Genomic DNA, 12338 nt, shown 5'->3' on the forward strand with positions numbered 1-12338 from the left:
CGGCCCGGTATGGTAGTCTCGTATCGGAGCCTCATCGTTTTTTTCTTTCAATCACGGGGGACGCGGCCGGCCCGCGCGCCCTGCCGCACGGCATCGGAAGGGGGTTGGAGGACGCAGTACCGGTCGGCTCTGGCCAAGCCTCGGGCGGAAACGAAGGATGTGGACCATGCAACCCTTTTTTTCCGGTTCCATTCACAAAAGCCTGACCCTCCTCGTCCTGTTGGTCGCCCTGCCGGCCATGGCCCTGGGCGCCTACACCATGTACGAAAGCCGCCTCGAGGCCGAGCGGGACGCCAGACAGAACACCCTGACCCTCCTGCACAGCCTGTCGACCATGCAAGGGGGCATCGTCAGCGAGGCCAAGGTGCTGCTTACGGCCCTGGAGCATCTCCCGGAAGTGGAATCCGGCGACCGGACGGCCTGCAACACCCATTTCACCACGCTGCTCGGCGATCACCCCGAGCTGACCAACATCTTCCTCACCGACCCGGCCGGTCGCGTCATCGCCTCGGGCCTGCCGGACTTTCTGGGCAAGGACCTGGCCGACCGCCTCTATTTCCAGGAGACGAGCACCAGGCGGGAATTCAGCGCCGGGGTGTTCAACGTCGGCCGGTCCTCGGGCCTGCCCATTTTGGTCTTCGCCCTGCCGGTGGTGACCGGGGACGGTCGGTTTGCGGGCATCATCGGCGAGTCCTTCAAGCTGCAATTCTATCACCAGTTCCTCGACCGGTTGGATCTGCCCCCCCAGGCCCGGGTGGGCCTGTTCGACCGCGACGGCCTGCGCATGCTGGCCTATCCGCCCGATCCGGCCCTGGCCCTGGGCCAGCCCCTGGAGGCGGCCTTGTGGCGGCGCATCGCCGGGGCCGGCGCGGACGAAGGGCTCTTTGACGAGCACACGCAGGACGGAAAACGCGTTTTGGTGGCCTTTGCCCGGCTGCGCCTGGGGCCGGCGGAGCCGCCCTTCGCCACGATCGTCGTCTCCATGGACTGGCTGGACGCCTTCCGCGAAGCGCGCGACCGTTTCACCCGCTCCCTGAGCCTGATGCTCCTGCTGGTGGCCCTGACCTTGCTGTTTGCCCGGCACCTGGGCCGGGTGGCGGTCCTGACGGGCCTGGACAGCCTCATGGCGGCATCGGACCGCCTGGGCCGGGGGGACCTGACGGCCCGGGCCGCGGCCGCCTCGGGCAGCCTGGAGATCCGGCGGCTGGCCAGCACCTTCAACGACATGGCCCAGGGCCTCCAGGCCCGGGCCGACCAACTGCGGCAACGGGACCAGGAACTGGCCAAGACACGACATCTGCTCAACAACATCCTGGAATCCATGCCCTCGGCCATCATCGCCCTGGACGAGCAGGGCCTGGTGACCCACTTCAACGGCAGCGCCCAGGCCCTGTGCGCCGTGGCCCCGGACCAAGCCCTGGGCCGCCCGCCGACCGACGTCTTGCCGCTGCTGTCGGCCCATGCGGGCGAACTGCAGCGGGCCCTGCGCCAGCGCGACGTCCGGCGCGTGGAGCATGCCAAGCTGCGTGTGGACGGGGTGGAGCATCTGCTCGACCTCCAGATCTATCCCCTGGTGGCCAATGGCATAAACGGTGCGGTCATCCGCCTCGACGACGTCACGGAACGGGAGCGCCTGCGCGAAATGATGATCCAGTCGGAAAAGATGGCCTCGGTCGGCGGGCTGGCCGCCGGCATGGCCCATGAGATCAACAACCCCTTGAGCTCCATTCTCCAGGCGGCCCAGGTCTGCCTCATGCAGTGCGACCCGGCCATCGAGGCCAACCGGCAGGCCGCCGAGGCCTGCGCCTGTTCCATGGAGGCCGTGCGGTGCTACATCGAGGGGCGGCGTATCGTGAAGTTCCTGGAGGGCATCCGGGACGCGGGCAAGCGGGCCGCCCAGATCGTGTCCAGCATGCTGGAATTTTCCCGCAAGAGCGACTCGCGCCGGGCCCCGGCCGACATCAACGACGTCCTGGAACACAGCCTGGCCCTGGCCGCCACGGATTACGACCTCAAAAAGAAGTACGACTTCCGCCACATCGAGATCGTTCGGGACTACGCCCCCGGCCTGCCCGAGATCCTTTGCGCCAGGACCGAAATCGAGCAGGTCGTGCTCAACCTGCTCAAAAACGCCGCCCAGGCCATGGCCGCCAGCCCCGTCCCCGGGCGCAGGCCGGCCATCACCGTGCGCACCCGGCGGCTGGGCGCTGGCGTGCGCATCGAGGTGATCGACAACGGCCCGGGTATGGCAGAACATGTCCGCACCCGGGTCTTCGAACCCTTTTTCACCACCAAGGAGCCCGGCGAAGGCACGGGCCTGGGGCTGGCCGTGTCCTATTGCATCATCACCACCAACCACGGCGGCTCGATCCGGGTGGAGTCCGAGCCCGGGCAGGGCACCACCTTCATCCTCGAACTGCCGACAGGGGGGCGGGCATGACCGGACATCCCGCGACCATTCTCGTGGTGGACGACGAGGAGACCATCCGCGACAGCCTGCAGGTGTTTCTGGAGGCCAAGGGCTTTGCCGTGGTCACGGCGGCCAGCGCCGAGCAGGCCCTGGAGGTCCTGGCCAGCCGGCCCTGCGACGGGGCCATCGTGGACATCCGCCTGCCGGGCCAAAGCGGCGACGCCATGATCCTGGCCGCCCACCCCGAATACCCGGCCGTCAAATGGCTGATCTGCACCGGTTCCATGGATTTCGCCCCCGGCCCCGAACTGGCCGGGGCCGGCCTGACGCCCCGGGACGTCTTCACCAAACCCGTCGCCGACATGGGGCTGCTCGTGGACCGGCTCCAGCGGCTTCTGGAATAAAGGATTCCGCCCATGACCGTTTCCCCCCCGCGGGTCCTGACCATCGACGACGAGGCCATGATCCGGGAAACCATCGCCGCCTACCTGGAAAACCGGGGCTATGCCGTGCTCGAAGCCGCCAACGGCCGGCTCGGGCTGGAATGCTTCCTGGAAAAGCGGCCCGACCTGGTCCTGGTCGACCTGCGCATGCCGGAAATGGACGGCCTGGAAGTCCTGGCCCGCATCCGGGACCTCTCCCCGCAAACCCCCACCATCGTGGTCTCGGGCACGGGCGTGCTGCGCGACGCCCTGGAGGCCATCAAGCGCGGCGCCTGGGACTATGTGACCAAGCCCATCCTGGACATGGACGTCCTGGGCCTGGCCGTGGACAAGGCCCTGGAACGGGCCAGGCTGTTGCGCGAAAACAGGGCCTATCAGGAAAACCTCGAAGCCCTGGTGCGGGAGCGCACGGCCGAGGTGGAAAGGACCCGCCGCCAGATCATGCAGCGCTTAAGCCGCGCCGCCGAGTTCAAGGACAACGAGACCGGCCGCCATGTCGTGCGCGTGGGCGAAATCAGCGCCCTGATCGGCCGGGCCGTGGGCCTTTCCCCGCAGGAATGCGACATGCTGCGGGAATGCGCGCCCCTGCACGACCTCGGCAAGATCGGCATCCCCGACGCCATCCTGCTCAAGCCCGGGCCGCTGACGCCCGGGGAGTGGGAAATCATGAAACGCCACTGCCTGTATGGCTGCGAGATTCTCGGCCCCCTCGGCAGCCTCCAGGACGCCCGGGCCTGGTGCTCGGACCCCCTGCCGCCGGCCCGCGGCGCCGACCACAACCCGCTGCTCACCTTGGCCCGGACCCTGGCCCTGCTGCATCACGAACGCTGGGACGGCCAGGGCTATCCCTTTGGCCTCGAGGGGGAGGACATTCCCCTGGAGGCGCGCATCGTGGCCGTGGTGGACGTCTACGACGCCCTGCGCAGTCACCGGGCCTACAAGAAGGCCTTTTCGGAACGGGAGAGCCTGGAGATCCTGCGCCAGGGCGCCGCAAGCCGGTTCGATCCCCGGCTCGTGGCCGTGTTTTTCGCGCACCTCGAGGCCATACAGGCCATTCGGGACAAGTGGAAGGATGAGGAGGAGCAGGCGCCATGACCGACACCAACGAGCCTTGCCGCCACCAGTTCCCCGAGGTTCCGTCCGGCCAGGCTCCGGGCGATGCCGACGCCCGGCCGCCCTACGGCCGGGACGAACTGGCGCTGTTCCATGCCCTGCTCGATCGGGCCCACGATCCCATCTTCCTGGTGGACACCCATTCCGGCGTGCTGCTCGAGGCCAACCAGGCCGCCATCGACCTGCTCGGCCTCAGCAAGGTGGACCAGGCCTGGAGGTCCCTGCTCGAAGGTTTCAGCGTGGTCCGGCAGGACCCGTTGCCCGGGGGGCTCGACGACGTGCCCGAGGGCGAAACCCACGAAGTCGCCTATGCCGGCCGCTCGGGCGAAATGCGCTTGTTCGAGCTGACCCTGAGCACCATGTACATCGACGGCCATCGCTACACCGTGGGCGTGGCCCGCGACATCACCGAACGCAAGAAGACCGAAACCGCCCTGTGCCAAAGCGAACGGCAGTTGCGCACGCTGTTCGAGACCGCGCCGGTCGGCATCTTCACCACCACGGCCTCGGGCCGCCACCTGTTTTCCAACGAGGCCAACGCCGTCATCCACGGCTACGACTCCCCCGAAGCCTACCAGCAGGCGATCGGGGGAGAGGTCCTCGACCTGTACGTCGATCCGGGGGAGCGCGAGGAATTGCTGCGGCGGCTGCGACGCGACGGCGCGGTGCAAAACTTCGAAAACCGCCACCGCAAAAAGGACGGCACCACCGTCTGGATCGCCGTATGGGCCAAGCTGCGCCGGGATGACCGCACGGGCGAGGAGCGCATCGAGGGCTTTTGCATCGACATCACCGCGCGCAAGAAGGCCGAGGAGAAGATCCGGCAAGCCCGGGAATATCTCAACAGCGTCGTCAACGCCATCGGCGACCCCATCTTCGTCAAGGACGAAGGCCATCGCTTCGCCCTGGTCAACGACGCCCTGTGCGCCCTCGTCGGCCGCGCGCGGGAGGAAATACTGGGCCGCACGGACGAGGATTTCTTCCCGCCCGAGCAGGTGGCGGTCTTTTGGCAGGTCGATGATGCCGTGCTGGCCACCGGCGGGGAGCATATAAGCGAGGAGCACCTCACCACGGGCGAAGGGGAATTGCGCACCATCGTCACGAAAAAGACCCGCTACGTCGATGCCTTGGGCCACAACAGCGTTGTCGGCGTCATCCGCGACATCACCGAGCGCATCCGGCTGCAGGAAATGATGATCCAGTCGGAAAAGATGGCTTCGGTCGGCGGGCTGGCCGCCGGCATGGCCCACGAGATCAACAACCCCTTGAGCTCCATCCTCCAGGCGGCCCAGGTCTGCCTCATGCAGCTCGACCCGGCCCTGCCGGCCAACCAGAACGGCGCAAAGGACTGCGGCTGCACCGTCGAGGCCGTGCGCTGCTACCTGGAGAAGCGGCGGGTGTTCAAATTCCTGGCCGGCATCCAGGAAGCCGGCCGGCGCGCGGCCGGCATCGTCTCCAGCATGCTGGAATTTTCGCGCAAAAGCGAATCCCGGCGGGCCCCGGCCGACGTCAACGCCATCATGGACCGCAGCCTCGAACTGGCCTCCACGGATTACGACCTGAAAAAGAACTACGATTTTCGCCACATCACCATCGTTCGCCGCTATGGCCAGAATCTGCCCGAAATCACCTGCACGCGCACGGAGATCGAGCAGGTGCTCCTCAACCTGCTCAAAAACGCCGCCCAGGCCATGGCCGGCCATCCCCCGAGCCAGGGCGCGCCGACCATCGTGCTCGGCACCTCCCGCACCGAAACCGGGGTGCGCATCGAGGTGCGCGACAACGGCCCGGGCATGGCCGATACGGTGCGCCGCCGGGTGTTCGAGCCGTTTTTCACCACCAAGGAGCCGGGGCTCGGCACCGGGCTCGGCCTGGCCGTGTCCTACTTCATCGTCACCGCCAATCACGGCGGCACCATCAGCGTGGAGTCCGAACCGGGCAAGGGCGCCACCTTCCTCGTCGAACTCCCGGTGGAGAAGCGGCCATGAGCGCCCGGCGGCCGGTCCTGCTGACCATCGACGACGAACCCCTGATCCGCGAGACCATCGCCGCCTACATGGAAAACCGGGGATTCGCCGTGTACGAGGCCCCGGACGGCCGCCGGGGCCTGGAGACGTTCCTGGAAAAGCGGCCGGACGTGGTGCTGGTCGATCTGCGCATGCCGGAAATGGACGGCCTGGAAGTCCTGTCCCGGCTGCGCGACATCGCCCCGGACACGCCGAGCATCGTGGTTTCCGGTACGGGGGTGCTGCGGGACGCCATCGAGGCCGTCAAGGCCGGGGCCTGGGACTATGTGACCAAGCCCATCCAGGACATGGCCGCCCTGGCCCTGGCCGTGGACAAGGCCCTGGAACGGGCCGGGCTGCGGCGAGCCGTGCGCCTGGCCGAACAGCGCTACGCCAACCTGGTGGAAAACATCCCGCTGCTCATCTTCGGCTGGGGCCGGGGCCTGGGCCTGGAGTTCGTCAACCAGGGCTGCCGGACGCTGCTGGGCTACAGCCGGGAGGAAGCCCTGGGGCAACCGGACTGGCTGCTCGACCGCATCCACCCCGACCAGCGCGACTGGGTGCGCGGCCAGCTCCAAGCCTGCCTGGACGACTGCGCCCGGTCGTTTTCCCGCCAGTGCAGGCTGCTGCACAAAAACGGCCAGATCGTGCACGGCGTGCTCAAGTCCATCCCCACCTCCGCCTGCGCCGGCCACGAGCCCCGGCCCCGGGTCGAGGGCCTGATCATGGACATCGGCGACCGCCTGCTGCTGGAAAAGGTGCTGGTGCACAAGGAGAAGATCCACACCCTGGGGGCGATTTCCGCCGAAGTCGCCCACGAGATCCGCAACCCCCTCATGGCCATCGGCGGCTTCGCCAAGCGCCTGACGCGCAAGATGCCGGACCTTCCGGAGGCCGCCATTATCCTCGAGGAAGCCAACCGGCTGGAGCAGTTCCTCAACCGCATCCGGGACTACCTCAATCCGGTGCGCCAGCATCCGGTGCCGGTGGTCATGGCCGAGGTGGTGCGCAACTGCCTGGCCCTTCTGGGGCCGGAACTGACCGGCGCCGGCGTGACCCCGCGCCTCGACCTGGAAGGGGCGGCCATCGTGGTCGAGGAGGACCCGGACATCCTGGCCCAGGTGGTGATCAACCTCATCCGCTTTACCCTCGACGCCCTGCCTCCCCGGGGAGGGATGTGGCTTGTCGCCCGCAGCGGCGAGGGCTTCGTCCATCTGGAGGTCGGCGGGGACCAGGCCCAGCCCGTGGCCGACGCGCAGCGGGTCTTTCTCCCCTTCGATGCCGGCGGGGACACCATCGGGCTTCCGGTCTGCTTCCGGCTCATGCGCAGTCTCGGCGGGGCCATGCGCTTCGAGCAGCAGGGCGGCCAGGGCCGGTTTTTCATGTCGGTGCCCATGGCCGAGTCCCGCCAGGCCGGCGCGCCGCCGCCCGCCTGACGCGCCAAGCCGGCGCGCCGCCGCCCGCCTGACGCGCCAAGCCGGCGCGCCCGAGCCAGCCTGGCGCGCCAGGCCGGCGCACGCGCGCCTGCCCGACCCGGCCGGGCGGGGCGCCCTAGTCCTCCTCGCAGGCCGGCCCCGGGGCCAGGCGGCGCATGGCCAGCACCGCGCACAGGGGCACCGCCGCCCCGAGCAGCCCCAGCCAGCCGAGCATGGCGGCCTTGGAATCCCAGTTGAGCGAGATGACCAGCATGGCCACCGCCCCCCAGACGAACAGCGAAAAGGTCATCAGCGCCGCAGCCGCCCCCACGTCCTGCTCCACCAGCTCCAGCAGCAGGTGATTGCTCACCGGCCGGCTCATGCCGTAAAAAACGGTGATGCCGAACATGCACAGGGCCACGGCCGTGGGGCTCGGGCCTCCCGTGGCCGCCAGCACCATCGAGGCGGCGACCATGCCCAGCAGCGAACAGCGCAGCAGCGACCGGGCCGCGATGGTGGCGCTCAGCCGGGCGCTGACGAACGACCCGGCCATGATGGCGAAGCCGTTGAGCCCGAACAGGAAGCCGTAGACCTGCTCGCTGACGCCGAAGCCGCTGATGTAGATCGACGACGAGCCGGCGACGAAGCCGAAATAGCCCAGCCCCATGAAGGTCAGGGCGAAATTGAGCAGGATGAAGCGGGTGTTGCCAAAAAGCACCCCGTAGCGCCGCAGCACCGGCCCGACCCCGCCCCGGGTGAAGCTGGTCAGGGGTTCCTCGAGGGCCAGGCAGCCCCCGAGCACCAAAAGCCCCGTCAGGCCCTGGCACAGGAAGATCCCCCGCCAGGACATCACCAGCAGCAGTTCCCCGCCGATCATGGGCGCGATCATCGGGCAAAGGGGCATGATGACGCCGATATAGGCCAGGACCTTCTGCCGGGCCAGGCCGCTGTAGAGGTCCTTGGCCAGGGCCAGGGACAGGGCGGCGGCCGCCGCCGCGCCCATGGCCTGGGCCACCCGGCCGGCGATGAGCACCCCGATGGAGTCGGCCAGGGCGCAGACGAAACAGCCGGCCACATACACGCCCAGGCCCCAGGCCAGCACCGGCTTGCGGCCGACCCGGTCGGACAGGGGGCCGTGTACGAGCAGGAAGAAGCTGAAGCAGACGAAAAACGCCACCACGGACAGGTTGGCCTCGGCCAGGGAAATGCCCCACAGGGCTTGCAGGGTGGGGATGGCCGGCAGGTACATGTCCGTGGACAGGGCGGGCAGGCCGCTTAAAAGGCTCAGTAACAGCAGCGTTCGCATGACGGATGTTCCCTGGCGTCCCCGGCCTGGGCAGGGGCCGCCTGCGGTGAGGTTGCAGGGCCGTGAGGCCGCTGGAAAAAGGCAGCGCCAGTGTCCTTGCGGGAGGAGCGGCCGGCGTTGCCTCGGCCGGTCCGGGTACGGCTTGGCGTGGCGTCTTCCCTCGGTTGCCGGTGTTGTGGTTGTGCGGAAATTGAGCAATCGCCGTGCCATGGCCGGGAAAGGGCGCCCGGGGGAGGTCTTGGCGCTGTCCGTGCCCGAGCGTGGCCCCGGCGGCGGCCAGCCTTGTCCCCGGCAAGGGGAGAATCGCTTTCAACATTCCGGGATCATACGGTATTTCAGGAATGCCAGGGACGTCCCATCCCGGGCCTGGGCTGTCCCGACGCCGGGAGGCGGCCTGGCTTTGGCGCCTTGCGGCCGGGGTGCGCCGCAAGGGGGTGCCGTCGCAACGGGCGGCCACGGGCGGGGCGGCCGGTGGGGGCCGGCCCCCGGCCGCATCCTTGCCCGGGCGCTTGCCCCGTGGCCCCAAAAAAAGGCGGCCTTCCTGGTGAGGGAAGGCCGCCCGGGCAAGGGGCCGGCGGGGGGGTGGCGGCGGCGCGTCATGGCTTCGCGCCGCCGCGCCCGCGGCCCTGGGGGTGGCTGCGGTCAGGAGGTGGCGGGAGCGGCCTGCACCAGGCGGCGCTCCTCGGGGTTGAGCAGTTTGAGGGGCAGCGAAGAGGCGAAGACCAGGGAGAGCAGGAAGGAAACCAAGGCCACGACCAGGGAGGCCGTGTAGCTGCCCGTGACGTCCTTGAGGTAGCCGCCGAGGAACGAGCCCGTAAACGGCCCGGTGCCCATGACCAGCAGCGTGGCCAGGCCCCAGATCTTGCCCAGGGTCTTGCGGCCGTAGAGCGAACCGGTGTAGCCGACCACGCCGCCCGGCACGATGGCCCAGTAGACGGCGAACAGGAAGCAGGAAGCCACGCCGATCCAGATGGAATAGGTCTGGAGGAACAGCAGGATGCAGGCCACGACGCCGATGGACGGCCCGAGCTGGAGCATGCGCTTGCGCCCCAGGGGCTCATGCCCCGTGACCTTGACCGTGTGGTCGGCCACGATGCCCATGATGGGCATGCTGAAGATGCCGACCACGCCGATGACCATGTACATGTAGGAGGCCGTGGAGATGTCCATGCCGAGGTCCACCCGCCAGTAGCTGACGACCTGCGTCCAGACCAGGAACTCGGCCAGTACGCTGAACACGAAGGTCAGGATGGCCCCCCAGACGGGGTAGGAGCCGAAGGCCTGGCCGATGCTCCACTCGAACTCCCGGGGCGGCGTGGCGCCGGCCGCCGCGGGCATGGCCCCGGCCGCGTGCAGGCCGTAGGATTCCGGCCCCCGCTTGGCCAGGAAGAAGGCGATGGCCAGGACCACGAAGGTCGTGTAGCCCAGGCCCTCGTAGATGGAGCGCCAGGAGGTGCCTTCGGACAGGGCGTTCTTGATGCAGTAGGTGAGGATGAGCTGGCCAAGGGGCGCGCCGGCGAAGGCGAAGCCCCACATGGTGGCGTAGCTCTTGCCGACGTACCATTTGCGTACGGATATGGTGGAGGTCACCCACAACATGCCCGTGGCGATGCCGCCGAAGAGGCCGTAGGCCAGGATGTAGGAGGGCATGTTCGTGGTTTGCCCGGTGACGTAGAAGCCCAGGGCGCCCAGCACGGCGGCGATGGCGAAGACCGGCTTGGTGCCCCATTTGTCCAGGATCATGCCGCACAAAAAGGCGGAGATGGCATAGATCGTCATCATGATGGAGTAGCCGATGGTCGTCTGGGCATTGGTCCAGCCCATGTCCTTGAGCATGGGGTCCTTGAGCACGGCGAAGGTGGACCGGTAGCCGAACAGGACAAAGACCGCCAGGAACGAGGCGGCCACGACCATGCGGCCGTAGGCCTGCTGTTTTTTCTCGATGTCGCTCATACGAGACCTCTCGTTGTCGTGTTGCGCCTGCCCGAAGGCAAGCGACTGCCGGGCCGCGCGGGGGATCGCGGCGCCGAGCGGGGATCGAGGGCGGTGCTTCGGGACATGAAACGGCATACCTTGTATCGGGAAACGTCTCGTCGCGGCGACGCCGGGGCCGTTGGCCGCCCCGCCGGAAATGCCCGGTGGGGCCGGCGGCCCGTGCCAACCGTTGTCGCGTGACGCCATACGGTTAGCAAGGGCCATGCCGGTTCGAAGCCGTTATTTTCTGGCGTGATTAGAGCAGGTTGGAAAAGTTGTCGCCGTGGGCGTTTCAAAATGCGACCTCGGGGATGCCAGCGGTGGCGCGACAACCGCGCGGCAACCGGCGCCAAGCCTGCCCGGGCCTGGCCTGGAGAAAAATGGGCGATTTTGTCTCAACTTGGGCGGCCGACGTCCCAGCTGTCGCGGACGCCGGCCGGGGAAGCTCCCTCGAAATACGAAAGTATTGTTGAGAAAGAATAGTTATTCTCAAGTGTTGTTCGTAAAAGGCAGAGGCCTTTTTCAAGGGCGCGTCAGGCGTGACAGGCCTGGGACGCTGCGTTTCCTGGCCGGGGGCCGGGCCGCCAGGCAAAACGGCCCCGCAGGGGCTGCCTGCGGGGCCGTTTTCGGGCCGGTGGCGCCCTGTCGCCTCAGGCCAGTTCCTCGTCCACGTAGCAGGCGATGCCGTGGTCCAGAAACAGGTCCTGGATGCCCCGCATCGTGTCCTTGGGCGTGGGCTCGAAGGCCTTGTAGGGATAGTCCCGGCCGAGCTGGCTCCATTTCGAGTCGCCCAGGCGGTGGAAGGGCAGGATGTTGACCTCGAACAGCTTGTTGGCGTTCATGAACCCGATGACGTTCATGATGTTGGCTTCGTCGTCGTTGAAGCCTTCGATGACGGGAATGCGCAGCACCAGCCGGCCCTTCCAGCCGGAGTTGGCCAGGGTGGCGATGTTGGACAGGATCAGTTCGTTGCCCACCCCGGTCTTTTCCTTGTGCCGGGCGCTGTCCATGTGCTTGCAGTCGATAAGCGCGAAGTCGATGAAGCTGAAAATTTCCTGGAAATCCTTCGGGCTGGTGTGTGCCGTGGTCTCGATGGCCCGGTGGACGGAGCTTTCCTTGCAGCGCCGCAGCAGGCGCAGCAGGAAATCCTTTTGCAGGGTGGCCTCGCCGCCGCTGAAGGTGACGCCGCCGCCCTGGGACCAGAACTGACTGTCGCGCAAAATGGCCTTCATGACCTCGTCCACGGTCATCCACTTGCCGGACAGCCGGGCGGCCTCGTAGATGCAGTGGTCCACGCAGACATGGCTTTGGCATGTGTCGCACACGGCCATGTCGAAGTGGAGCTTGCCGTCGCCGTTTTGGCTGATGGCGCCGTGGGGGCAGGCTTTGAGGCAGCGCTTGCAGTTGGTCTTGTCGTATTTGCATTTGGCCTGGCTGAAAAGAAAGCGCTGGCGCAGTTCGAGGCCCTCGGGGTTGGAGCACCACTGGCAGCGCAAGGGGCAGCCGCTTAAAAAAACCAATGTCCGGCTGCCGGGACCATCGTGCACCGAGAAGCTCTGGATGTCGAAAACCAAGCCTTGGCCCTCTTTCATAACGATCCTCCCATGACGCTTCTACGGACAGGGGGGAGCTGCCCCCCTGTCCGTGGTTTGCTGTGCCGGTGGACGCCTG

General features: G+C 67.5%; 8 protein-coding genes. 5 read left to right on the top strand and 3 right to left on the bottom strand.

Annotated elements, in window-relative coordinates:
• The first annotated feature begins 166 nt into the window (after positions 1 to 166).
• Genes ACP59X_RS03630 through ACP59X_RS03650 form a run of 5 tightly spaced genes read left to right on the top strand, consistent with a single transcriptional unit; the run spans position 167 to position 7408 of the window.
• Complete coding sequence (locus ACP59X_RS03630; protein ID WP_428565154.1) at positions 167 to 2440, top strand: ATP-binding protein; 2274 nt, start codon at positions 167 to 169, stop codon at positions 2438 to 2440.
• Positions 2437 to 2814: a response regulator gene (locus tag ACP59X_RS03635; protein ID WP_428565156.1), complete on the top strand. Its 378-nt coding sequence runs from the start codon at positions 2437 to 2439 to the stop codon at positions 2812 to 2814. Before ACP59X_RS03630 ends, ACP59X_RS03635 begins: the two co-directional genes overlap by 4 nt.
• Positions 2815 to 2826: 12 nt before the next feature.
• Positions 2827 to 3948, top strand: coding sequence for an HD-GYP domain-containing protein (locus ACP59X_RS03640; RefSeq protein ID WP_428565158.1), 1122 nt, complete (start codon positions 2827 to 2829; stop codon positions 3946 to 3948).
• Positions 3945 to 5954 (top strand): PAS domain S-box protein, encoded by a 2010-nt coding sequence (locus tag ACP59X_RS03645; protein WP_428565160.1) that lies wholly within the window; start codon positions 3945 to 3947, stop codon positions 5952 to 5954. The genes ACP59X_RS03640 and ACP59X_RS03645 overlap by 4 nt, the downstream gene beginning before the upstream one ends.
• Positions 5951 to 7408, top strand: a complete 1458-nt coding sequence (locus ACP59X_RS03650; protein ID WP_428565162.1) for a response regulator — start codon at positions 5951 to 5953, stop codon at positions 7406 to 7408. The genes ACP59X_RS03645 and ACP59X_RS03650 overlap by 4 nt, the downstream gene beginning before the upstream one ends.
• Before the next feature lie 115 nt (positions 7409 to 7523).
• Here ACP59X_RS03650 and ACP59X_RS03655 read toward each other — a convergent pair whose 3' ends face one another.
• The 3 genes from ACP59X_RS03655 to hpdA all read right to left on the bottom strand — a co-directional run bounded on the left by ACP59X_RS03655 (position 7524) and on the right by hpdA (position 12259).
• Entirely contained in the window at positions 7524 to 8693 is a 1170-nt protein-coding gene (locus ACP59X_RS03655; RefSeq protein WP_428565164.1) for an MFS transporter, read from the bottom strand.
• Positions 8694 to 9335: 642 nt separating this feature from the next.
• On the bottom strand, positions 9336 to 10646 hold the full coding sequence (locus ACP59X_RS03660; RefSeq protein WP_428565166.1) for an MFS transporter: 1311 nt from the start codon (positions 10644 to 10646) through the stop codon (positions 9336 to 9338).
• Between the two features lie 671 nt (positions 10647 to 11317).
• A complete protein-coding gene (gene hpdA / locus ACP59X_RS03665) occupies positions 11318 to 12259 on the bottom strand; it encodes a 4-hydroxyphenylacetate decarboxylase activase (RefSeq protein WP_428565168.1) in 942 nt (313 codons plus the stop codon).
• Between the last annotated feature and the right edge of the window lie 79 nt (positions 12260 to 12338).

Origin of the sequence: Solidesulfovibrio sp. DCME (assembly GCF_049995385.1) — a bacterium.
Taxonomy (GTDB): Bacteria; Desulfobacterota; Desulfovibrionia; order Desulfovibrionales; family Desulfovibrionaceae; genus Solidesulfovibrio.